Origin of the sequence: Streptomyces hawaiiensis, from assembly GCF_004803895.1 — a bacterium.
Lineage (GTDB): Bacteria > Actinomycetota > Actinomycetes > Streptomycetales > Streptomycetaceae > Streptomyces > Streptomyces hawaiiensis.
Genome location: NZ_CP021978.1, coordinates 6,348,634 through 6,371,481 on the forward strand (window position 1 = coordinate 6,348,634; position 22,848 = coordinate 6,371,481).

Genomic DNA, 22,848 nt, shown 5'->3' on the forward strand with positions numbered 1-22,848 from the left:
CCCCTTCGGCTGAACGGACGCGCGGGGACTGGTGGGAGCGTCCGGATTCGGGTACCAACGATCCAGTAGCACTGGTCAGTAACGAAACGGTCCTCAATCTTCCTAGTTGCGGCGAGGTGCCCCTCATGTCCGCTTCCACTACCCCCTCTTCCCGTCCCGCCGTCACCGAGCGGGAGGCCCGTGAGGTGGCGGAGGCCGCCCGGGAACAGCACTGGCGCAAGCCCAGCTTCGCCAAGGAGCTGTTCCTCGGCCGCTTCCGGCTCGACCTCATCCACCCCCACCCCCTCCCGGACGACGAGGTCGCCCAGCGCGGCGAGGAGTTCCTCGCCAAGCTCCGCGACTTCGTCGAGACGAAGGTCGACGGGGCCCTCATCGAGCGCGAGGCCCGGATCCCCGACGAGGTGATCGACGGGCTGAAGGAGCTCGGCGCCTTCGGCATGAAGATCGACACCAAGTACGGCGGTCTCGGCCTCGGGCAGGTGTACTACAACAAGGCGCTCTCCCTGGCCGGCTCCGCCAGCCCCGCGATCGGCGTGCTGCTCTCCGCGCACCAGTCGATCGGCGTGCCCCAGCCCCTGAAGCTGTTCGGCACGCAGGAGCAGCGCGAGCGCTTCCTGCCGCGCTGCGCCCGCACGGACATCAGCGCCTTCCTGCTCACCGAGCCCGACGTCGGCTCCGACCCGGCCCGCCTCGCCACCACGGCCGTACCCGACGGCGACGACTACGTCCTCGACGGCGTGAAGCTGTGGACGACCAACGGAGTCGTCGCCGACCTGCTGGTCGTCATGGCCCGGGTCCCGAAGAGCGAGGGCCACCGCGGCGGCATCACCGCTTTCGTCGTCGAGACGAACTCGCCGGGCGTCACCGTGGAGAACCGCAACGCCTTCATGGGACTGCGCGGCATCGAGAACGGCGTCACCCGCTTCCACCAGGTCCGCGTCCCCGCCGCCAACCGCGTCGGCGAGGAGGGCCAGGGCCTGAAGATCGCCCTGACCACCCTCAACACCGGGCGGCTGTCCCTGCCGGCCTCCTGCGTCGCGGCCGGCAAGTGGTGCCTGAAGATCGCCCGGGAGTGGTCGGCGGCCCGCGAGCAGTGGGGCAAGCCCGTCGCGCACCACGAGGCGGTCGGCTCCAAGATCTCCTTCATCGCGGCCACCACCTTCGCCCTGGAAGCCGTGACGGACCTGGCCTCGCAGATGGCCGACGAGGACCGCAACGACATCCGCATCGAAGGCGCCCTCGCCAAGCTGTACGCCTCCGAGATGGCCTGGACGATGGCCGACGAACTCGTCCAGATCCGCGGCGGCCGCGGCTTCGAGACGGCCGACTCCCTGAGGGCCCGCGGCGAGCGCGGCGTCCCCGCCGAGCAGCTCCTGCGCGACCTGCGCATCAACCGCATCTTCGAGGGCTCCACCGAGATCATGCACCTGCTCATCGCACGCGAGGCCGTCGACGCCCACCTCTCGGTCGCCGGCGACCTCATCGACCCCGACAAGTCCCTCGGCGACAAGGCGAAGGCGGGCGCGAACGCGGGCGTGTTCTACGCCAAGTGGCTGCCGAAACTGGTCGCCGGGCCCGGCCAGCTCCCGGCCTCCTACGGCGAGTTCAAACACGAGGTGGACCTCTCCGGGCACCTGCGCTACGTCGAGCGCACCGCCCGCAAGCTCGCCCGCTCCACCTTCTACGCCATGTCCCGCTGGCAGGGCCGCATGGAGTCCAAGCAGGGCTTCCTCGGCCGGATCGTCGACATCGGCGCCGAACTGTTCGCCATGAGCGCGTCCTGCGTCCGGGCCGAACTGCTACGCGGCCAGGGCGACCACGGCCGTGAGGCCTACCAGCTCGCCGACGTCTTCTGCCGCCAGGCCAGGATCCGGATCGAGGAGCTCTTCACCCGCCTGTGGACCAACACCGACGACCTCGACCGCAAGGTCGTCAAGGGCGTCCTGTCGGGCACGTACGAGTGGCTGGAGCAGGGCATCGTCGACCCGTCGGGCGAGGGCCCCTGGATCGCGGACGCGACACCGGGGCCGAGCCAGAAGGAGAACGTCCACCGGCCGATCCGCTGACCGAGCTCATGGGGGGGGCGCGGCGTCGTGGAACCGCGCCCCCCATGAGGAGACGCGCCGTGATCTCGTGCGCGTGCGTGAGGCGATGGCCGGTAACACACCCCCCGTGAGGGGGATGCGCTGTCCTCACACACCGCCCTTACGGCAACAATGGAGCAATGAGCGACAGTCCAGCCCCCCTCGCCGATCCCCACCTGGTCTACGACCCCGTAGCGGGAGACGGTCCCAAGGACGTGGTGATCCTCGGCTCCACCGGGTCCATCGGGACCCAGGCCATCGACCTCGTGCTGCGCAACCCCGACCGGTTCCGCGTCACCGGCCTCTCGGCCAACGGCGGCCGGGTCGCCCTGCTCGCCGAGCAGGCGTACCGGCTGCGGGTGCGCACCGTCGCGGTGGCCCGCGAGGACGTCCTGCCGGCCCTGCGCGAGGCGCTCACCGCGCAGTACGGCACGAGCGAGCCGCTCCCCGAGCTCCTCGCCGGGCCGGACGCCGCCACCCAGCTCGCGGTGTCCGACTGCCACACCGTCCTGAACGGCATCACCGGCTCCATCGGCCTCGCCCCGACCCTGGCCGCCCTGGAGGCGGGCCGCACCCTCGCGCTCGCCAACAAGGAGTCGCTCATCGTGGGCGGCCCGCTGGTCAAGGCCCTCGCCAAGCCCGGGCAGATCATCCCGGTCGACTCCGAGCACGCCGCACTCTTCCAGGCCCTGGCCGCCGGCACCCGCGCCGACGTCCGCAAGCTGGTCGTCACCGCCTCCGGCGGCCCCTTCCGCGGCCGTACGAAGGCCGAGCTCGCGAGCGTCACCGTCGAGGAAGCCCTCGCCCACCCCACCTGGGCCATGGGCCCGGTCATCACGATCAACTCCGCGACCCTCGTCAACAAGGGCCTGGAGGTCATCGAGGCACACCTCCTCTACGACATTCCCTTCGACCGCATTGAGGTCGTCGTGCATCCCCAGTCGTATGTCCACTCGATGGTTGAGTTCACGGATGGATCGACACTGGCCCAGGCGACCCCGCCCGACATGCGCGGGCCCATCGCCATCGGCCTCGGCTGGCCCGAGCGGGTGCCCGACGCGGCGCCCACCTTCGACTGGAGCAAGGCCTCGACCTGGGAGTTCTTCCCGCTCGACAACGAGGCCTTCCCCTCGGTGAACCTCGCCCGGCACGTGGGCGAGCTCGCGGGCACCGCCCCGGCGGTGTTCAATGCGGCCAACGAGGAGTGCGTGGAGGCGTTCCGCCAGGGCGCACTGTCCTTCAACGGGATCATGGACACCGTCACCCGGGTCGTCGAGGAGCACGGCACACCGCGTACGGGAACCTCACTCACCGTGTCGGACGTCCTCGAAGCGGAGACCTGGGCGCGCACCCGGGCCCGGCAACTGGCGGCACAGACGGCGGAGGCCCGTGCATGACGACCCTGATGTTCATCCTCGGCATAGTCCTCTTCGCGGTCGGCCTGCTGTTCTCGATCGCGTGGCACGAGCTGGGGCACCTGTCCACCGCCAAGCTCTTCGGCATCCGCGTGCCGCAGTACATGGTCGGCTTCGGCCCCACGCTCTTCTCGCGCAACAAGGGCGAGACGGAGTACGGCATCAAGGCCATCCCGTTCGGCGGCTACATCCGCATGATCGGCATGTTCCCGCCCGGCCCCGACGGCCGCATGGAGGCCCGCTCCACCTCCCCGTGGCGCGGCATGATCGAGGACGCCCGCACCGCCGCCTACGAGGAGCTCAAGCCGGGCGACGAGAAGCGCATGTTCTACACGCGCGCCCCCTGGAAGCGCGTGATCGTGATGTTCGCGGGCCCCTTCATGAACCTGATCCTGGCGGTGGCGCTGTTCCTCACCGTCCTGATGGGCTTCGGCATCACCCAGCAGACCACCACGGTCAGCTCGGTCTCCCAGTGCGTCATCGCGCAGAACGAGAACCGGGACAAGTGCGAGAAGGGCGACCCGGCCGCCCCGGCCGCCGCCGCCGGGCTCAAGGCCGGCGACAAGATCGTCTCCTTCAACGGCGTCAAGACCGACGACTGGAACAAGCTGTCCGACCTGATCCGCGCCACCCCCGGCAAGGAGGTGCCGATCGTCGTCGACCGCAAGGGCCAGGACGTCACCCTGCACGCCAAGATCGCCACCAACCAGGTCGCCAAGAAGGACTCCAGTGGCCAGATCGTCGAAGGCCAGTACGTCCAGGCGGGCTTCCTCGGCTTCAGCGCCGCCACGGGCGTGGTCAAGCAGGACCTCGGCGACTCCGTGACCTGGATGGGCGACCGGATCGGCGAGGCCGTCGACTCCCTGGCCGCCCTGCCCGGCAAGGTCCCGGCCCTGTGGAACGCGGCCTTCGACGGCGCGCCGCGCGAGGCCGACTCCCCGATGGGCGTGGTCGGCGCGGCCCGCGTCGGCGGCGAGATCTTCACCCTCGACATCCCACCCACCCAGCAGCTGGCCATGGCCCTCATGCTGGTCGCCGGCTTCAACCTCTCCCTGTTCCTGTTCAACATGCTCCCGCTGCTGCCGCTCGACGGCGGCCACATCGCGGGCGCGCTGTGGGAGTCGCTGCGCCGCAACACGGCCAAGGTGCTGCGCCGGCCGGACCCGGGCCCCTTCGACGTGGCGAAGCTCATGCCGGTCGCCTACGTCGTCGCCGGGATCTTCATCTGCTTCACGATCCTGGTCCTGATCGCGGACGTGGTTAACCCGGTGAGAATCTCCTAGTCATACGCAGTTCGAGGCGGCTCGGCATACTTTCCGCCGGGCCGCCTCCCATCGAGTGGCACTACGGGTGGGATGTGCCCGCGCCGAGGCACGTGCCGTAATCTCGAAGCTCGGAGCCCGCTGCTCACGGGACCGGACCTTGATCCACGACTTGGGGTTGCACAGCAGATGACTGCGATTTCTCTCGGCATGCCGTCCGTTCCGACCAAGCTCGCCGAGCGCCGGAAGAGCCGCCAGATCCAGGTCGGATCCGTGGCCGTCGGCGGAGACGCCCCTGTCTCGGTGCAGTCGATGACCACGACACGCACGTCGGACATCGGTGCCACGCTCCAGCAGATCGCCGAACTCACCGCGTCGGGCTGCCAGATCGTCCGTGTCGCCTGCCCGACCCAGGACGACGCCGACGCCCTCGCGACCATCGCCCGCAAGTCGCAGCTCCCGGTCATCGCCGACATCCACTTCCAGCCCAAGTACGTCTTCTCCGCGATCGAGGCGGGCTGCGCCGCGGTCCGCGTGAACCCGGGCAACATCAAGCAGTTCGACGACAAGGTCAAGGAGATCGCCAAGGCGGCCCGGGACCACGGCACCCCGATCCGCATCGGTGTCAACGCCGGCTCCCTCGACCGGCGCCTCCTGCAGAAGTACGGCAAGGCGACCCCCGAGGCCCTCGTCGAGTCGGCCCTGTGGGAGGCGTCCCTCTTCGAGGAGCACGACTTCCGCGACATCAAGATCTCCGTCAAGCACAACGACCCGGTCGTCATGATCGAGGCGTACAAGCAGCTCGCCGCCCAGTGCGACTACCCGCTGCACCTCGGCGTCACGGAGGCGGGCCCGGCCTTCCAGGGCACCATCAAGTCGGCCGTCGCCTTCGGCGCCCTGCTCTCCCAGGGCATCGGCGACACGATCCGCGTCTCCCTCTCGGCCCCGCCGGTCGAGGAGGTCAAGGTCGGCAACCAGATCCTGGAGTCGCTCAACCTCAAGCAGCGCGGCCTGGAGATCGTCTCCTGCCCGTCCTGCGGCCGCGCCCAGGTCGACGTCTACAAGCTGGCCGAAGAGGTCACCGCCGGCCTCACCGGCATGGAGGTCCCGCTCCGCGTCGCCGTCATGGGCTGCGTCGTCAACGGCCCCGGCGAGGCCCGCGAGGCCGACCTCGGCGTCGCCTCCGGCAACGGCAAGGGCCAGATCTTCGTCAAGGGCGAGGTCATCAAGACCGTCCCCGAGTCCAAGATCGTGGAGACCCTCATCGAAGAGGCCATGAAGCTGGCCGAGCAGATGGAACAGGACGGCGTGGCCTCGGGCGAGCCGTCGGTGGCGGTCGCGGGCTGACGGTCCTCGACGCCGGTCGACCCGCGCCCATTCCCGGGGGCTCGGGGAACGGCGCGACAAGCCACGACGAACCCGCACCCGCCGGCGAAGCGTCACTCCCGAGCTCCGAGGCGACCCGCCCAGGCAGCGCAGCTATAGTGCGGGGACCAGCCGTCCCCAGTGTGTGAGGCCCCCGCACGTGTTGACCCAGACGACCTCACGGGTCCTCGAACCGAGCGACCTGGACGCCGCGCTCGCCGTCCTCGACCGTGAGCCGGTCGCGAACGCTTTCGTGACGTCCCGCGTGCAGATCGCCGGGCTCGACCCGTGGCGGCTCGGCGGCGAGATGTGGGGCTGGTACGAGGACGGCATCCTCACATCCCTCTGCTACGCCGGCGCCAACCTGGTCCCGATCTGCGCCGGACCGCGCGCCGTCCGCGCCTTCGCCGACCGCGCCCGCCGGGCCGGCCGCCGCTGCTCCTCCATCGTCGGCCCCTCCGGCGCCGCCTCCGACCTGTGGCGGCTGCTGGAACCCCACTGGGGCCCGGCCCGCGAGGTCCGCCGCCACCAACCCCTCATGGTGGCCGACCGCCTGCCGGCCGGCATCGCCCCGGACCCGTACGTCCGCCGCGTCCGCAAGGACGAGATGGAGACGATCATGCCGGCGTGCGTGGCGATGTTCACCGAGGAGGTCGGCGTCTCCCCGCTGGCCGGCGACGGCGGCCTGCTCTACCAGGCCCGCGTCGCCGAACTCGTGGGCTCCGGCCGCGCCTTCGCCCGCTTCGACTCGGACGGCAAGGTCGTCTTCAAGGCCGAGATCGGCGCCGCGACGCACCGCGCCTGCCAGATCCAGGGCGTGTGGGTGGCCCCCGAACACCGGGGCACCGGCCTGGCGGCCCCCGGCATGGCGGCCGTACTGCGCTACGCCCTCGCCGACGTCGCCCCCGTGGCCAGCCTCTACGTCAACGACTTCAACACGGCGGCCAGGAGGACGTACACAAGGGTCGGCTTCCAGGAGGTCGGCGCCTTCATGAGCGTCCTGTTCTGAAACACGCCTCCGAGGGGCGCGGGACGGTATCGATGCGCGGCGCCGCGTGCGCGCGACCAGCCAAAGACAGCCCGCACCCGGCTGACGACCGAAACCCCCCTGTAGGCTCCCCGCCATGGACCTGGTGATCGGCTCCCTCGACCTCTCCGCCCACGTCGACGAGGCCCTGGCCGTCCAAGCCGTGGCCTTCGGTCTCGGCCCCGACGAAGTCGCCGTCCGCCGCCAGATCGTCCTGCGCCACATGACCTACCCCGGCGCCCGCGCCCTCGGCGCGACAGCCGACGGCAACCTGGTCGGTTTCGTCTACGGCATGCCCAACGACCGCACCCACTGGTGGTCCACCGTCGTGGAGCCGTACCTCCGGGCGAACGGCCACGACCACTGGCTCGACGACTCCTTCGTGATCACCGAACTGCACGTCCACCCGGAGCACCAGAACCGCGGCCTCGGACGCTCCCTGATCACCACGATCACCGACGGCGCCGCCGAACCCCGCTCGATCCTCTCCGCGATCGACACCGACAGCCCGGCCCGCGCCCTCTACCGCTCCCTCGGCTACCAGGACCTCGCCGGCCAGGTCCTCTTCCCCAGCGCGCCCAAGCCGTACGCAGTGATGGGCGCCCCCCTGCCCCTGAGCCGCGGATAACCGATTTCCACCGCCGCGCGCCCCCCGGATAACCTCCTGCCATCACCTACACGCAGCAGGAGCAGAGGAACCATGGCGAACGCACCGGTCCAGCGCATGTCCCAGTTGTTGGCGAAGACGTTGCGCGACGACCCGGCCGACGCCGAGGTCCTCAGCCACAAGCTCCTCGTCCGCGCCGGCTATGTCCGGCGCACCGCCGCCGGCATCTGGAGCTGGCTGCCCCTCGGCAAGAAGGTGCTGGCCAACGTCGAGCGGATCGTCCGTGAGGAGATGGACGCCGTCGGCGCCCAGGAGGTCCTGCTCCCCGCCATCCTGCCGCGCGAGCCCTACGAGGCCACCGGCCGCTGGGACGAGTACGGCCCCGAGCTGTTCCGCCTGCAGGACCGCAGGGGAGGCGACTACCTCCTCGGCCCCACCCACGAGGAGATCTTCACCCTCCTGGTGAAGGACCAGGCGTCCTCCTACAAGGACCTGCCGGTCATCCTCTACCAGATCCAGAACAAGTACCGCGACGAGGCCCGCCCCCGCGCCGGCATCCTGCGCGGCCGCGAGTTCCTGATGAAGGACTCCTACTCCTTCGACACCGAGGACGAGGGCCTCGCCCGGTCCTACGCCCTGCACCGCGAGGCCTACCAGAAGATCTTCGCGCGCCTCGGCCTCGACTACCGGATCTGCGCCGCGACCGCCGGTGCGATGGGCGGCTCCAAGTCCGAGGAGTTCCTGGCCCCCGCCGAGGCCGGCGAGGACACCTTCGCCGACTGCCCCAACTGCGACTTCGCCGCCAACACCGAGGCGATCACGTACGAGTTGAAGCCCGTCGACGCCTCGGACGTGCCGGCCGCCGAGGACATCCCGACCCCCGACACCCCGACCATCGAGACCCTCGCCGCCTCCCTCGGCGTCCCGGCCTCGGCCACGCTGAAGAACCTCCTGGTGAAGGTCGACGGCGAGATCGTCGCCGTCGGCGTCCCCGGGGACCGCGAGGTCGACCTGGCCAAGGTCGAGGCGCACTTCGCCCCGGCCGCCGTCGAGCTGGTCACCGAGACGGACTTCGCGGCCCGCCCCGACCTGGTCCGCGGCTACGTCGGACCGCAGGGCCTCGACAAGGTCACCTACCTCGCCGACCCGCGGGTCGCCCCGGGCACGGCCTGGATCACCGGTGCCAACAAGGCCGGCACGCACACGAAGAACGTCGTAGCGGGCCGTGACTTCGAGGTCGACCAGTACGTCGACGTCGTGGTCGTGCAGGAGGGCGACCCCTGCCCGACGTGCGGCACGGGCCTCGTCCTCGACCGCGCCATCGAGATCGGCCACATCTTCCAGCTGGGCCGCAAGTACGCCGACGCCCTCAAGCTCGACGTCCTCGGCCAGAACGGCAAGCCGGTCCGCGTCACGATGGGCTCCTACGGCATCGGCGTCTCCCGCGCGGTGGCCGCCCTGGCAGAGCAGAGCGCCGACGACAAGGGCCTGTGCTGGCCCGCCGAGGTCGCCCCGGCCGACGTCCACGTGGTCGCCGCCGGCAAGGCTCTCCAGACCGAACTGGCCCTCGACATCTCCGGGAAGCTGGCCGCGGCCGGTGTCCGCGTCCTGGTCGACGACCGCCCCGGCGTCTCCCCGGGCGTCAAGTTCACGGACTCCGAGCTGATCGGCGTACCGCAGATCCTGGTGGCCGGCCGGCGCGCGGCCGACGGCGTGGTGGAACTGAAGGACCGCCGCACCGGCGAGCGCGAGGAACTCACGGTCGAGGAGGCCGTCGCCCGCCTCACGGCGTAGCCCCGAAGGGGCCGCCGCAGCGAGAGACCGCCCCGCCCCGGACGCCCCGTCGCGCAGCCGCCCCCACCCGTGCCGGTACTCGCGCAGACGCTCCAACCCGGAGCGCCTGCGCGGCGCCGCCGCCGCGGCCCGTAGGCCCGTCGCGTCTGCGTGGGTGGCGGCGTGGTCTTCCGGCGCGTTCGTGTCTGTGCCGGGGCCTGCGTGGTTTCCGTGCGTTCGTGTCTGCGTGGGGTGGCGGCGTGGGTTCCGGCGCGTTCGTGTCTGTGCCGGTGCCGGCGTGGCCCCGGGCCCCTTGCGCCCGCGCCGGTGCCTGCGTGGCCTCCCGGTTCCGGACCGGAGTGGGCCCGCGCCGATGACCGCCTCAGCGGTCCCGTTCCCGAGCACTCACAGCCAGCCCGCGAACTCCAGCAGCACCTCGGCGTCCCGCGGCCGCCCGACCCGCCGCGCCCGCACGCCCGACTCCACTGCCCGGAACAGTGTCCAGCCCCGCAGCCGCTCCTGGTCCACGTCCAGGGACTCGGCGAGCCGCTTCACCCGGCGCCGGGTCGTGGCCGCGCCGGACGGCTGGGCGATCAGGTCCTCCACCCGGTCCCGGACCAGCCGGGCCAGATCGAAGGCACACTCGCCGACCACCGGGTCGGGCCCCACGGCCAGCCACGGCATCCGCTCCCCGCCGAGCACCTTGCTCTGCCGGAACGTGCCGTGCAGCAGCCGGTGTTCGGGCGGCGCGGCCAGCAGCTCCTCGCGCGCCGCGAGCGCCAGGCCGACCAGCGGGGCCACCTCGGGATCGGCCTGCGCCCGTGCCCGCATCGCCTCGGCCTGCCGGCCGGTCCGCTCGGCCACGGTCTCGAAGGGGAAGCCGGCGGGCGGCTCGACCCACAGCCGCCGCAGCGTCCCCGCCGCCTCCAGCAGCGCCTTCGCCTCCGGCAGCGACCGCACCGACACGTCCGGACGCAGCCGCTCCAGCAGCAGCACGCCCGCCGCGGACGGGGGGACCTCGCTGCTCGAGCCGAGCCCGGAGCCCGGGGAAGGTTCGAGCAGCTGCACGGCACCCCGCCCGGCCCAGTGCGCCAGCGCGGCCCGCTCCGCCTCCGGGCGGGACCGGCCCGGCGCCAGCTTGAGCACGGCGGGCGTCCCGTCGGCCGCCCGCACCAGCACGACCAGGCTGCTGCGCCCGCCGGGCACCTGCACCCGCTCCACGGTCAACTCGCGTAGCGCGACGGCCTGCTGCGCCGCCTCGGGCAGCTTCTCCAGCCAGTCGTCACCGTCCGGCGCCGTCTCACCGAGCGCCCTGACCAGACGCTTCGGCGGTTCGAAAACCATGCGCGAGTCGTTCCCTTCGTGCTGTCCGCGGTGCGTGGCCTGCGCAGGTCACGCCGTCGGCGCCGCCGAGGGCGGGGCCGTGCCGGCCCGCTCGGCGAGCCCAGGGAAGGCTACGCTCTCGCCCCGCCAGCGCACCGCCCGCACCGCCGCCTCCCGCAGGGCCTCGGCGGCCAGGGCCCGCCGCCCGCCGCCCGCCGCGCGCACCAGGTCGGCGTACACCCCGGCCACCCGGTCCTCCAGCTCGGCGGCGAGCCGCACGGCCGCCGCCGAGTCCGGCACCTGGAAGGGCAGCGCGTAACCGGCGGACGCGGCCACCGGCCGGCCCCCCAGGTCCTTCACCTCGCGCACCAGCGCATCCCTGCGCGCCCGGTGAGCGTCGTACGCCGTGAGTGCCTCGGTGCGCTGCCCGTCGCCGATCCTCCCGCCGACGACGCCGTACCCGTACACCGCCGCGTGCTCGGCCGCCAGCGCCGCCTGCAGGGCCCGCAGCTCCCGGTCCTTGTCCTCGCTCACGCGTCCCCCTCCGTCAGCAGATACACGTGCGCCGCCCCGGCCGCCGCCACCGACGCCAGCAGCCGGGCCAGCTCGCCCGGCACCCCGCCCAGTGCCTTGGCCCGCCGGTCTGCGAGCTCCTTCTCCGCCGCGGCGAGCCCGGCGAGAGCGTCCTTGTCGTTCCCCGGCACAGCCTCGGACGGGAAGGGCGAGGCCGCAGAGGACGCCGCTGCCGAAGGAGAGGCGGAAGGCGATGCCTTCCGGCCACCGCCGAAGGCCTTCGCGTGCCGTACGACCTCCTCGCGCAGCGGCCGCAGCCGCCCCGCGAGTCCCGGCCGGGCGGCGATCACCGCGTCGTAGCGCTCCACCAGCCCCTCGCTGTCCCGGGCCGCACGCGCGCGTGCGGCCCGGTCGGCGGCCGACGGACCGTCACCGGCCGGGCCGCCGGAATCCCCGCCGGTGCAGCCCGCCAGGGCGAGGGCCGCCGGGGCGACGGTGAGCAGACTCCTTCTGCGCGGCCCCGAGCGGGCACGCGGCGATGAGGGGAACGGCACGTCAGACGTCCTCGGGGCTCGTTTCGAGAAACATTCGAGAGGTATGCGAGAGAGAAGGGACCGCAAGGGCTGCACGCCCGTGATCACGGTACCCGGGCCCCCGCCCGGCATCACTCAGCGGCACCGTTCGTGACCGGGTGGACGGCAACACTCCCCGCGACCGGATACCCTTTGATCAGACACGCGACCCATCCCACAACAGCACACGCGGCCGAGGAGTCACCCGGATGAGCACCACCCAGAGCGAGAGGCTGCGAGAGCTCCTGGAACCGCTCGTCAGCTCCCAGGGCCTGGATCTCGAAGAGATCGAAGTGGACTCCGTCGGCCGCAAGCGTGTGCTGCGCGTCGTCGTCGACTCGGACACGGGCGCCGACCTGGACCAGATCGCCGATGTGAGCCGCGCGCTCTCGGCGAAGCTCGACGAGACGGACGCGATGGGCGAGGGCGAGTACACCCTCGAGGTCGGCACCCCGGGCGCGGAGCGCCTCCTCACGGAACACCGGCACTACGTCCGAGCCACGGACCGGCTGGTGAAGTTCCAGCTGGCCGAGGGCGGCGAGCTGGTCGCCAGGATCCTGAAGGTCGACGACGAGGGTGTCGACACCGAGGTGCCCGGGGTGAAGGGCCGCAAGGCCACCGCGCGCAGACTCGCCTTCGACGACATCGTCCGGGCGCGTGTCCAGGTCGAGTTCAGCCGCAAGGACAACAAGAAGGAAGAGGAGGCGTAGCCGTGGACATCGACATGAGCGCCCTGCGGGGCTTGGTACGGGAGAAGGAGATCTCCTTCCCCCTGCTGGTCGAGGCGATCGAGTCGGCCCTCCTCATCGCCTACCACCGCACCGAGGGAAGCCGCCGCCACGCGCGCGTGGAGCTCAACCGGGAGACCGGCCATGTGACCGTGTGGGCGAAGGAGGACCCCGACGACCTCGAGGAGGGCCAGGAGCCCCGCGAGTTCGACGACACCCCGTCCGGTTTCGGCCGTATCGCCGCCACCACGGCCAAGCAGGTCATCCTGCAGCGCCTGCGCGACGCCGAGGACGACGCGACGCTCGGTGAGTACGCCGGCCGCGAGGGCGACATCGTCACCGGCGTGGTCCAGCAGGGCCGCGACCCGAAGAACGTGCTCGTCGACATCGGCAAGCTCGAGGCCATCCTGCCGGTGCAGGAGCAGGTGGCGGGGGAGACCTACCCGCACGGCATGCGGCTGCGCAGCTACGTCGTCCGGGTCGCCAAGGGCGTCCGCGGCCCGTCCGTGACGCTGTCGCGCACGCACCCCAACCTGGTGAAGAAGCTCTTCGCCCTGGAGGTGCCGGAGATCGCCGACGGGTCGGTGGAGATCGCCGCGATCGCCCGTGAGGCCGGTCATCGCACGAAGATCGCCGTACGGTCCACCCGATCGGGCCTGAACGCCAAGGGCGCCTGCATCGGCCCCATGGGCGGCCGTGTGCGCAACGTCATGGGTGAGCTGAACGGCGAGAAGATCGACATCGTCGACTGGTCGGATGACCCGGCCGACATGGTGGCGAACGCGCTGTCCCCGGCCCGGGTCTCCAAGGTGGAGATCGTGGACATGGCGACCCGGTCGGCCCGGGTGACGGTGCCCGACTACCAGCTGTCCCTGGCCATCGGCAAGGAAGGGCAGAACGCCCGCCTCGCGGCCCGGCTGACCGGCTGGCGGATCGACATCCGCCCGGACACGGAGCCGGCCGGGAACGGCTCCGAGGAATAGATCCAAGCCGCGCATCGTTCAGATCACGACAGGTTCCTGCGCGGCATCTGTTCGAATCCTGCCCCAAAGGGGTGAGGAGCGTACGGGGAGGTAGACTTAACAGTGTCTGGCCGGACGTGCGCCCGAGCATGCCCTGAACGCACCTGTGTGGGGTGTCGGGAGCGAGCGGCCAAGGCCGAACTGTTGCGGATCGTCGCGATCAAGGACGCATGCGTTCCTGATCCACGCGGTACGCTGCCCGGCCGGGGTGCGTACGTACACCCCGCACCGGTCTGTCTCGACCAGGCGGTACGCCGCCGGGCGTTCCCGCGGGCACTGCGCGTCCCGGGGCCGCTCGACACAAAGGCGTTGCGCCGATACGTCGAGCAGACAACAGTTGCCGAGCAGGCAACACGGTAAGACGTGCCGTACGGAACCCCGTGCGGCTAGGTACCTCGCGAGTCGAAAGCAGGTCGAGATTGCGATGAGCACTCGATGAGTACGCGATGAGTACGCCCATGAACTAGCGACGGTCCGGACGCAACCCGGACCTCAAAGGAGCGAAGTGGCTAAGGTCCGGGTCTACGAACTCGCCAAGGAGTTCGGTGTCGAGAGCAAGGTCGTCATGGCCAAGCTCCAGGAACTCGGTGAATTCGTCCGTTCGGCGTCTTCGACGATCGAAGCGCCTGTCGTACGCAAGCTGACGGACGCCCTCCAGCAGGGCAGCGGAGGCGGCAAGTCCGCCCCTGCCCGCAAGGCTGCCCCGGCGAAGCCGGGCGCCCCCTCCCCCGCGCAGGCTGCCCGTCCGGCCGCCCCGCGCCCGCCGGCCCCCAAGCCGGCCGCCGCCGAGAAGCCCGCGGCTCCCGCCGCGCCGGCTGCTCCCGGCCCCCGTCCCACCCCGGGCCCGAAGCCCGCGCCGCGGCCCGCCCCGGCGTCCCCGGCTCCGACCACGCCCGAGTTCACGGCACCCCCGTCGGCTCCCGCGGCGCCGTCCGCACCGTCCTCGCCGCAGGGTTCCGGACCGCGTCCGGGCGCCCCGCGTCCGGCCGGCCAGGCGTCGCGTCCGGGTTCTCCGCGCCAGGGTGGTCCCGGCCAGGGAGGCCAGGGCCGTGGTGACCGCGGTGACCGCGGTGACCGCGGCGACCGTCCCGGCGCTCCGCGTCAGGGTGGCGGCGCCGCTCGTCCCGGTGCCCGTCCGGCGGGTCCCCGTCCCGGCAACAACCCGTTCACCTCTGGTGGTTCCACCGGTATGGCGCGCCCCCAGGCGCCCCGTCCGGGTGGTGCCCCGCGTCCGGGCGGCCCCGGTGCGCCCGGCGGCGCCCCGCGTCCGCAGGGCCAGGGCCAGGGCGGTCCCCGTCCGCAAGGTGCCGGCGGCGGTCCTCGTCCGCAGTCTCCGGGCGGCGCGCGTCCGACCCCGGGCGGCATGCCCCGCCCGCAGGGCGGCGGTCCGCGTCCCGGCGGCGGTCCCGGCGGCCCTCGTCCCAACCCCGGCATGATGCCGCAGCGTCCGGCTGCCGGTCCGCGTCCCGGTGGCGGTGGCCCCGGTGGCCGTGGTCCCGGTGGCGGTGGCGGTCGTCCCGGTGGCGGTGGCGGTCGCCCGGGTGGCGGCGGCTTCGCCGGTCGTCCCGGTGGCGGCGGTGGCGGTTTCGCCGGTCGTCCCGGTGGTCCCGGTGGCGGTGGCGGCGGTTTCGCCGGTCGTCCCGGTGGTCCCGGCGGCGGTGGCCGTCCCGGCTTCGGTGGTCGCCCCGGCGGTCCCGGTGGCCGTGGTGGCACGCAGGGTGCGTTCGGCCGTCCCGGCGGTCCGGCGCGTCGTGGCCGCAAGTCGAAGCGGCAGCGCCGTCAGGAGTACGAGGCCATGCAGGCCCCGTCGGTCGGCGGTGTGATGCTGCCTCGCGGCAACGGCGAGACCGTTCGCCTGTCGCGCGGTGCCTCGCTCACCGACTTCGCGGAGAAGATCAACGCCAACCCGGCGTCGCTCGTCGCGGTCATGATGAACCTCGGTGAGATGGTCACGGCCACGCAGTCCGTCTCCGACGAGACGCTGCACCTCCTGGCCGGCGAGATGAACTACACGGTTCAGATCGTCAGCCCCGAGGAGGAGGACCGCGAGCTCCTGGAGTCCTTCGACATCGAGTTCGGCGAGGACGAGGGCGACGAGGAGGACCTGATGGTCCGCCCGCCGGTCGTCACCGTCATGGGTCACGTCGACCACGGTAAGACCCGGCTCCTCGACGCCATCCGCAAGACGAACGTCATCGCGGGCGAGGCCGGCGGCATCACCCAGCACATCGGTGCCTACCAGGTCGCGACCGAGGTCAACGAGGAAGAGCGCAAGATCACCTTCATCGACACCCCGGGTCACGAGGCGTTCACCGCCATGCGTGCCCGTGGTGCGAGGTCGACGGACATCGCGATCCTGGTCGTCGCGGCCAACGACGGCGTCATGCCGCAGACGGTCGAGGCGCTCAACCACGCCAAGGCGGCCGAGGTCCCGATCGTCGTCGCGGTCAACAAGATCGACGTCGAGGGCGCGGACCCGACCAAGGTGCGCGGTCAGCTGACCGAGTACGGCCTGGTGGCCGAGGAGTACGGCGGCGACACCATGTTCGTCGACATCTCCGCCAAGCAGGGTCTGCACATCGACTCCCTGCTGGAGGCCGTGATCCTCACGGCCGATGCCTCGCTCGACCTGCGGGCCAACCCGCACCAGGACGCGCAGGGCATCTCGATCGAGTCCCGTCTCGACCGCGGCCGTGGTGCCGTGTCGACGGTCCTCGTCCAGCGCGGCACGCTGCGGGTCGGCGACACCATGGTGGTCGGCGACGCGTACGGCCGAGTCCGGGCGATGCACGACGACAACGGCAACAGCGTGGCCGAGGCCGGCCCGTCGACGCCGGTCCAGGTCCTGGGCCTGACCAACGTCCCGGGTGCGGGTGACAACTTCCTGGTGGTCGACGAGGACCGTACGGCCCGTCAGATCGCCGAGAAGCGTGCCGCCCGCGAGCGCAACGCGGCCTTCGCCAAGCGCACGCGCCGCGTCTCCCTCGAGGACCTGGACAAGGTGCTCAAGGCCGGCGAGGTCCAGCAGCTCAACCTCATCATCAAGGGTGACGCTTCCGGATCCGTCGAGGCGCTCGAGTCCTCGCTGCTCCAGCTGGACGTCGGCGAAGAGGTCGACATCCGCGTCCTGCACCGCGGTGTCGGTGCGGTCACGGAGTCCGACATCGACCTGGCCATGGGCTCCGACGCCATCGTCATCGGCTTCAACGTGCGCGCCGCCGGGCGTGCGCAGCAGATGGCCGAGCGCGAGGGTGTCGACGTCCGGTACTACTCGGTCATCTACCAGGCGATCGAGGAGATCGAGGCGGCCCTCAAGGGCATGCTCAAGCCGGAGTACGAAGAGGTCGAGCTCGGTACGGCGGAGATCCGCGAGGTCTTCAAGTCGTCCAAGCTGGGCAACATCGCGGGTGTTCTCATCCGCTCCGGCGAGGTCAAGCGCAACACCAAGGCGCGCCTCATCCGCGACGGCAAGGTGGTCGCGGAGAACCTCAACATCGATGGCCTGCGTCGCTTCAAGGACGACGTCACCGAGATCCGCGAAGGGTTCGAGGGCGGTATCAACCTCGGCAACTTCAACGACATCAAGGTCGACGACGTCATCGCGACGTACGAGATGCGCGAGAAGCCGCGCGTCTGACCTGAGCCACGATCGGGGCCGATCGACGGGACTTATTCCGTCGATCGGCCCCGGCCGTTGCGTGTACGGTTCCCGTATCGGCGTCGAAGCGTGGCGCCCGTACCCCGAACCGGCGGGACATCCGGATACACACATGTATGTGGGGACTCTGTCCTTCGATCTACTCCTCGGCGACGTCCACTCGCTCAAGGAAAAACGCTCTCTCGTCCGTCCGATCGTGGCCGAACTCCAGCGCAAGTACGGGGTGAGCGCGGCGGAGACGGGCAACCAGGACCTCCACCGCAGGGCCGAGATCGGGCTCGCGGTGGTCTCAGGGGAGACGGGACACCTCACCGACGTACTGGACCGCTGTGAGCGGTTCGTCGCCGGGCGGCCCGAAGTCGAACTGCTCTCGGTTCGACGCAGGCTCCACAGCGACGAAGACTGAAGCAACAAGTAAGCACTTAAGGAGACGGACCAGTGGCCGACAACGCGCGGGCTAAGAGGCTGGCGGACCTCATCCGAGAGGTGGTGGCCCAGAAGCTGCAGCGCGGGATCAAGGACCCGCGGCTCGGCTCGCACGTCACCATCACGGACACCCGGGTGACGGGTGACCTCAGGGAGGCGACCGTCTTCTACACGGTGTACGGGGACGACGAGGAGCGCGCGGCGGCCGCCGCCGGCCTGGAGAGCGCCAAGGGCGTCCTGCGCTCCGAGGTGGGCCGGGCCGCCGGTGTGAAGTTCACGCCGACCCTGGCCTTCGTCATGGACGCCCTCCCGGACAACGCCCGCACCATCGAGAACCTCCTCGACAAGGCGCGCCAGTCCGACGAGAAGGTGCGCGAGGCGTCCGCGGGCGCGAAGTACGCCGGCGACGCCGACCCGTACCGCAAGCCCGACGAGGACGACGAGACGGACGACACCGCCGAATGACCCAGAAGCACACCACGCCCGACGGCCTTGTCATCGTCGACAAGCCGTCGGGCTTCACTTCGCATGACGTCGTCGCCAAGATGCGCGGCATCGCCAGAACGCGACGCGTCGGGCACGCAGGCACCCTCGACCCGATGGCGACGGGCGTCCTCGTCCTCGGCGTCGAGAAGGCCACCAAGCTCCTCGGCCACCTCGCGCTGACCGAGAAGGAGTACCTGGGCACCATCCGGCTCGGGCAGAACACCCTCACGGACGACGCCGAGGGGGACATCACCTCCGCCACGGACGCCTCCGAGGTCACCCGCGACGCCATCGACGCCGGCATCGCCGAGCTGACCGGCGACATCATGCAGGTGCCGTCCAAGGTCAGCGCCATCAAGATCAACGGCGTGCGCTCCTACAAGCGGGCCCGGGAGGGCGAGGAGTTCGAGATCCCGGCCCGGCCCGTCAGGGTCTCCTCCTTCGGCGTGTACGACGTCCGGGACGCCGTCGCCGACGACGGCACCGCCGTACTCGACCTGGTCGTCTCGGTCGTCTGCTCCTCCGGCACCTACATCCGGGCCCTGGCCCGCGACCTGGGCGCCGGCCTGGGCGTCGGCGGTCACCTCACCGCGCTGCGCCGCACCCGTGTCGGCCCCTACAAGCTGGACGCGGCCCGCACCCTCGACCAGCTCCAGCAGGAGCTGACCGTGATGCCGATCGCCGAGGCCGCCACGGCCGCGTTCCCCCGCTGGGACGTCGACGCACGGCGGGCCAAGCTGCTCACCAACGGCGTACGGCTGGAGATGCCCGAGACGTACGCGGGCTCCGGCCCCGTCGCCGTCTTCGACCCGGAGGGCCGCTTCCTCGCGCTCGTCGAGGAGCAGCGGGGCAAGGCGAAGAGCCTGGCCGTCTTCGCCTGACGGAGGAACCGGGGGACCGGCTGTCCGCCCGCGGAGCGGCGGCCACGGGGTACCTCCACCGCCGCCGCTCCACGGTCCCCCTCGGTTCCCCCACCCCTAGGGTTATCCAGCCGGCCCGCTTCCTTCACCCGTCCGTGCGGGCGCTCGGAGTGAACCGGGGGAGCGGAAGGGGGCGCTTTCGCAGAGCGATCTGTCCCGCTGATCATCCCGCCCCTACTGTCGAACACGAGGGCACGGGTGTACGGCGGGGAGGCTCGACGATGGCGTCGCGGAACCGGTCCCGGGAAGCGGACGACAGCCCACAAGGCTCCACGGACCGCCCCGGAACAGCAGGGCACGAGGACTCGGCGATCCCCGGCGACGCCCTCGTCCGTATGCACGATCCGGCCGGCCGCCCCCGCGGCACCGGCTTCCTGGCCGACCACCACGGCACGCTGATCACCAGCCACGAGGCCGTCGACGGCCTGCCCCGGCTCGTCCTGTACGGCGCCGGGGACCGCCGCCGGGTCGTGTCCGCCGACGCGGTCACCCCGCTGCCCGCGCTGGGCCTGGCCCTCGTACGGACCGAGGGGCTCGGCGTGCCGCCGCTGCCCGTCACCGTGCGGGACGGGACCGGGACCGGCGCCTATGTGCGCATCGCCGCCGGCGGCTGGCGCGAGGCGCGGGTGCTGGGCTCGACCCCCGTGACCTACGCGGCCAGGGACGGCTTCCACAGCCTCGACGACGCGCTGGAACTGGCGGTCGGCACGGCAGGGCGGGACGCGCTGCGGCTGGGCGGCGGAGCGGCCGGCGGGCCCGTGCTCGACGCCGTGACCGGTGCCGTGGTGGGGGTGCTCGGCACCGCCCTCAGCTCCGATCACCGTGACGTCGGTTTCGCCGTACCGCTGCATGCGCGAGCCGCCGGAGCGGCGGGCCCGCTCGCCGGACTGCTCGCCGAGAACGCGGCGACGGTCCCCGCCTATGGCGCGGACCTCAATCTGGCCGGGGTGCTGGAGCTGACCGGTACGTCGCTGGGGCTGGACGGCCCGCCCGGCGGTACCGGTGTCCCGCAACCGGTCGAACGGGTGGCCGTGGCGGCCGAGTTCACCGCGTTCACGGGAGGCTCGGCGACCGTGCTCGGCCTCGTCGGACCACCGGGCAGCGGTCGTACGACGGAACTCGCGGCGCTCGCCGCGCGGCGCCGGCGGGACGGGCAGCCCACGCTGTGGCTGCGCGGCTGTGAACTGCGGGACGGCGACGCGTCGGTGGCGGACGCGGCACGCCGGGCGCTGGAGCGGGCCGCTCCCGCCGTGGCGGCCGCCTCCGCTCGGGCCGGCCTGGGCGACACCACGCCCGAGCGCCTCGCCCGGCTGGCCCACGCCCTGGGCCGCCCTCTGCTGCTCCTTCTCGACGGTCCCGAGGAGATGCCACCGGCCCTGGCCCGCCGTCTGACGGACTGGACGGACGGGACCACGCGGTGGCTGCGGGAGGCGGGAGCCCGGCTGGTGGTGGCGTGCCGGGCGGAGTACTGGGAGACCGCCTCCTTCCCGGCGGAGCGGTGCGTGCGTCTCGGCGACCTCACCGAGGACGAGGCCCGGCAGGCGTGCCGGAGCCACGGCATCCCCGATCGCGCTCTCGTCCCGGCCGACGCCCGGCATCCCCTCACCCTCGGTCTCCTCGCCGAGGTCCGGGCTGCCGTCACCGAGCCCTTCGAGGCGGCCGCGGCCGACCGGAACGACGTCTTCGCGGCCTACCTGGATCTGATGTGCCTGCGCGTCGCCGAGCGGCTGGCCGCCGGCAACGGCCTGCACGGCACGGCCGTCCGCCGACTCGCCGCCCGGGTCGCCGGGCAGGTGCACGAGGCCGCCCGGCGCAGCCTCGGCCCGGGACCGGGAGACCTGGACCGGGAGGCGTTCGAGGCGGTGTTCCCGTGGGGGCCCGCCCCGGCGCGGCTCGGCGGCTGCTCGGGCTGGGCGACGGCCGTGCTCGCCGAGGGCCTGCTCGTGCCCGCCGGATCCGGCTACCGCTTCGCGCACGAAGGGCTTGCCGACTGGCTCCAGGGCACGCACCTCGACCTCGACGAGGCTCTGCGGGCCCTCGTCCACCGCGGCGAGGACACGCAGTCCGACCCCGTGCCGCACCACCGCATCGGGCCGGTCGTCCAGGCCCTGCTGTACCTCGCCCGACAGCACGGCGCCGGCCGGCTGGCCTCCCGCCTGGCGGACCTGGTGCACGCCCTGGACGCCGATCCACGCTCCTGGTGGGCCGCCCGGCTGCTCGCCGGGACGCTGTCGGCCCTGCCCGACGCGACGCCGTACACCGAGGTGCTGGGGCTGCTCGCCGACCGGATCGTGGCCTGGCGGCGGCAGGAGCGGCCCGTGCCGCAGGAGGTCGGGCCCGGCTTCTGGACCGGCGTACGGCTCCCGGAGGAGGCGCGCTGCGCGCTGCTGCGGCGGCTGGTCCACGCCGACGGGCCGCCGTGCGAGGCCGGACCCCGCTTCCTGGACGCCGTCGCCGGACTCCTCGCCGCCGACCCCACCGCCGTGCAACCACAGCTCGCCCGCTGGTTCGACGACGAGCAGCCGCTGCCCGCCACCCCGCACGCGACCGTGGCCACGGCCGCGCAGGCGCTGCTGCACACCCACCGCCACGGTGCCCTGGACGAGCTGGCGGACGTGCTCGTCGACCGCGCGCACCGCCGGGCCGACGAACTGCTCGCCGTGCTGGCCGAGGAGGAGCCGTCGGCGGTGTGCCGGGCCGTCGACCGGTGGGCGGGCGACGAGCGGCCCGTGCGGCGGAGCGCCGCGGTGGCGCACGGACTGCGTGTCGCGCCGCACGTGAGCACCGGAGGCGACCGCGCCCTCCTGCGCTACGCGGCCCTCACGCTGCTCGCCCGCCCCGCGGACCGCGCCCTGCACGGCGGCGCGCTCGCCCTCCTCGTCCAGGACCCGCACACCCGGGCCCGCTACCTGCCGCGGGCGCTGGAGTACTTGGCGGCGGGCGACCAGCGGTTCTCGCCGGACGCGCTGGCCGGCGCCCTCCTGACCGACCCCGAGCCGGTCCTCGGGGCCTTCGCGGCCCGCCTGGAGCGGCCGGACGCGGAGGAGGCGCTGCGGGCACTCGCCGACGCCACCCCGCCCGGCCTGGCCCGGCGGATCGCCGCGCTGGTGTGCCGGGCGGCGGAGCTGCGGCCGGAACTCGCCGGGCAGGTGGCCGCGTACGCCGACCAGCGGCTCGACCGGGGCACCGCCGCCCGGCCCGTGCTCCTGCCGTTGGTCACCGGCCTGTTGGAGGACGGCCCGGTGCGGCTGCGCTGCGCCCTCGCCGCCGTCCTCACCCCGCCCGGCGTCCCCGCCTCGCGTCCGCTGCGCCGCGAACTGCGCGACGCGCTCCTGGCCCGCGAGCACGACACCGACGTCCTCGACGCGCTGCTGCACGCCGCCGCCCGCAACGGCGGCGACGACCTGCGCGACCTCGTCCACCGCATCGGCCTGCTCCTCGTGCGCACCCCGGAGGGCGCCACCCGCTTCGACCGCGCCCTGGTCGACCTGGGCCGGCACGTGCCCGGCTTCGCCGCCCGCGCGGCCGCCTGGCTGGCCGACGCGCCCGAGGAGTGGGCGGCGCTGGTCGGGCCGAGTGCCCACCGGCTGATCGAGAACCTGGCGGGCGCGGGCGTCCCCGTGTGACCGGCCTCCCGGGCGCGGGGCGTGATGCGGTGTCGTGCGCC

18 protein-coding genes are annotated in these 22,848 nt (G+C 72.5%); 15 read left to right on the top strand and 3 right to left on the bottom strand.

The window, feature by feature from the left end:
• The first annotated feature begins 125 nt into the window (after window positions 1-125).
• From CEB94_RS29400 to CEB94_RS29430, 7 genes are all read left to right on the top strand, one after another.
• Window positions 126-2,066 (top strand): acyl-CoA dehydrogenase family protein, encoded by a 1,941-nt coding sequence (locus tag CEB94_RS29400; protein ID WP_175435043.1) that lies wholly within the window; start codon window positions 126-128, stop codon window positions 2,064-2,066.
• A 158-nt stretch (window positions 2,067-2,224) separates the two neighbouring features.
• Window positions 2,225-3,481, top strand: coding sequence for a 1-deoxy-D-xylulose-5-phosphate reductoisomerase (dxr, locus tag CEB94_RS29405; RefSeq protein ID WP_175435044.1), 1,257 nt, complete (start codon window positions 2,225-2,227; stop codon window positions 3,479-3,481).
• Window positions 3,482-3,489: 8 nt separating this feature from the next.
• A complete protein-coding gene (locus CEB94_RS29410) occupies window positions 3,490-4,782 on the top strand; it encodes a M50 family metallopeptidase (protein ID WP_175437211.1) in 1,293 nt (430 codons plus the stop codon).
• 168 nt (window positions 4,783-4,950) lie between these two features.
• Entirely contained in the window at window positions 4,951-6,108 is a 1,158-nt protein-coding gene (gene ispG / locus CEB94_RS29415) for a flavodoxin-dependent (E)-4-hydroxy-3-methylbut-2-enyl-diphosphate synthase (protein ID WP_175435045.1), read from the top strand.
• A gap of 178 nt (window positions 6,109-6,286) precedes the next feature.
• A complete protein-coding gene (locus tag CEB94_RS29420; RefSeq protein ID WP_175435046.1) occupies window positions 6,287-7,135 on the top strand; it encodes a GNAT family N-acetyltransferase in 849 nt (282 codons plus the stop codon).
• 115 nt (window positions 7,136-7,250) lie between these two features.
• Entirely contained in the window at window positions 7,251-7,781 is a 531-nt protein-coding gene (locus CEB94_RS29425; RefSeq protein WP_175435047.1) for a GNAT family N-acetyltransferase, read from the top strand.
• Between the two features lie 72 nt (window positions 7,782-7,853).
• The gene (locus CEB94_RS29430; RefSeq protein WP_175435048.1) at window positions 7,854-9,554 is read left to right on the top strand and encodes a proline--tRNA ligase; all 1,701 of its coding nucleotides are present in this window, start codon (window positions 7,854-7,856) and stop codon (window positions 9,552-9,554) included.
• 384 nt (window positions 9,555-9,938) lie between these two features.
• On the opposite strand, the gene CEB94_RS29435 is transcribed toward CEB94_RS29430, so the two are convergent.
• From CEB94_RS29435 to CEB94_RS29445, 3 genes are read right to left on the bottom strand one after another with little or no spacing between them, the layout of a single operon-like run.
• Complete coding sequence (locus CEB94_RS29435; RefSeq protein ID WP_175435049.1) at window positions 9,939-10,877, bottom strand: aminoglycoside phosphotransferase family protein; 939 nt, start codon at window positions 10,875-10,877, stop codon at window positions 9,939-9,941.
• 48 nt (window positions 10,878-10,925) lie between these two features.
• Complete coding sequence (locus CEB94_RS29440) at window positions 10,926-11,390, bottom strand: ferritin-like domain-containing protein (RefSeq protein ID WP_175435050.1); 465 nt, start codon at window positions 11,388-11,390, stop codon at window positions 10,926-10,928.
• The gene (locus CEB94_RS29445) at window positions 11,387-11,923 is read right to left on the bottom strand and encodes a hypothetical protein (protein WP_175435051.1); all 537 of its coding nucleotides are present in this window, start codon (window positions 11,921-11,923) and stop codon (window positions 11,387-11,389) included. Before CEB94_RS29445 ends, CEB94_RS29440 begins: the two co-directional genes overlap by 4 nt.
• Before the next feature lie 227 nt (window positions 11,924-12,150).
• Here CEB94_RS29445 and rimP point away from each other — a divergent pair, with 227 nt between their 5' ends.
• From rimP to CEB94_RS29485, 8 genes are all read left to right on the top strand, one after another.
• Window positions 12,151-12,651, top strand: a complete 501-nt coding sequence (gene rimP, locus CEB94_RS29450; protein WP_175435052.1) for a ribosome maturation factor RimP — start codon at window positions 12,151-12,153, stop codon at window positions 12,649-12,651.
• A 2-nt stretch (window positions 12,652-12,653) separates the two neighbouring features.
• On the top strand, window positions 12,654-13,652 hold the full coding sequence (nusA, locus tag CEB94_RS29455) for a transcription termination factor NusA (RefSeq protein WP_175435053.1): 999 nt from the start codon (window positions 12,654-12,656) through the stop codon (window positions 13,650-13,652).
• 102 nt (window positions 13,653-13,754) lie between these two features.
• A complete protein-coding gene (locus CEB94_RS29460; protein WP_175435054.1) occupies window positions 13,755-14,051 on the top strand; it encodes a YlxR family protein in 297 nt (98 codons plus the stop codon).
• Window positions 14,052-14,196: 145 nt separating this feature from the next.
• Window positions 14,197-17,328, top strand: a complete 3,132-nt coding sequence (gene infB, locus CEB94_RS29465) for a translation initiation factor IF-2 (RefSeq protein ID WP_175435055.1) — start codon at window positions 14,197-14,199, stop codon at window positions 17,326-17,328.
• 133 nt (window positions 17,329-17,461) lie between these two features.
• Entirely contained in the window at window positions 17,462-17,755 is a 294-nt protein-coding gene (locus CEB94_RS29470) for a DUF503 domain-containing protein (protein WP_175435056.1), read from the top strand.
• 32 nt (window positions 17,756-17,787) lie between these two features.
• Window positions 17,788-18,240 (top strand): 30S ribosome-binding factor RbfA, encoded by a 453-nt coding sequence (gene rbfA, locus CEB94_RS29475; protein WP_175435057.1) that lies wholly within the window; start codon window positions 17,788-17,790, stop codon window positions 18,238-18,240.
• Window positions 18,237-19,142 (top strand): tRNA pseudouridine(55) synthase TruB, encoded by a 906-nt coding sequence (gene truB / locus CEB94_RS29480; RefSeq protein ID WP_175435058.1) that lies wholly within the window; start codon window positions 18,237-18,239, stop codon window positions 19,140-19,142. The genes rbfA and truB overlap by 4 nt, the downstream gene beginning before the upstream one ends.
• 260 nt (window positions 19,143-19,402) lie before the next feature.
• Window positions 19,403-22,807 carry a trypsin-like peptidase domain-containing protein gene (locus tag CEB94_RS29485; protein WP_175435059.1) on the top strand — a complete coding sequence of 1,135 codons (3,405 nt, stop codon included), beginning with the start codon at window positions 19,403-19,405 and terminating at the stop codon, window positions 22,805-22,807.
• Window positions 22,808-22,848 lie beyond the last annotated feature (41 nt).

What these genes read in the sequence shown, in the direction of transcription:
- CEB94_RS29400 (WP_175435043.1), top strand. Translation starts at nt 126, where the DNA reads ATGTCCGCTTCCACTACCCCCTCTTCCCGTCCCGCCGTCACCGAGCGG.
- dxr (WP_175435044.1), top strand. Translation starts at nt 2,225, where the DNA reads ATGAGCGACAGTCCAGCCCCCCTCGCCGATCCCCACCTGGTCTACGAC.
- CEB94_RS29410 (WP_175437211.1), top strand. Translation starts at nt 3,490, where the DNA reads ATGTTCATCCTCGGCATAGTCCTCTTCGCGGTCGGCCTGCTGTTCTCG.
- ispG (WP_175435045.1), top strand. Translation starts at nt 4,951, where the DNA reads ATGACTGCGATTTCTCTCGGCATGCCGTCCGTTCCGACCAAGCTCGCC.
- CEB94_RS29425 (WP_175435047.1), top strand. Translation starts at nt 7,251, where the DNA reads ATGGACCTGGTGATCGGCTCCCTCGACCTCTCCGCCCACGTCGACGAG.
- CEB94_RS29430 (WP_175435048.1), top strand. Translation starts at nt 7,854, where the DNA reads ATGGCGAACGCACCGGTCCAGCGCATGTCCCAGTTGTTGGCGAAGACG.
- CEB94_RS29435 (WP_175435049.1), bottom strand. Translation starts at nt 10,877, where the DNA reads ATGGTTTTCGAACCGCCGAAGCGTCTGGTCAGGGCGCTCGGTGAGACG.
- rimP (WP_175435052.1), top strand. Translation starts at nt 12,151, where the DNA reads ATGAGCACCACCCAGAGCGAGAGGCTGCGAGAGCTCCTGGAACCGCTC.
- CEB94_RS29470 (WP_175435056.1), top strand. Translation starts at nt 17,462, where the DNA reads ATGTATGTGGGGACTCTGTCCTTCGATCTACTCCTCGGCGACGTCCAC.
- truB (WP_175435058.1), top strand. Translation starts at nt 18,237, where the DNA reads ATGACCCAGAAGCACACCACGCCCGACGGCCTTGTCATCGTCGACAAG.
- CEB94_RS29485 (WP_175435059.1), top strand. Translation starts at nt 19,403, where the DNA reads ATGGCGTCGCGGAACCGGTCCCGGGAAGCGGACGACAGCCCACAAGGC.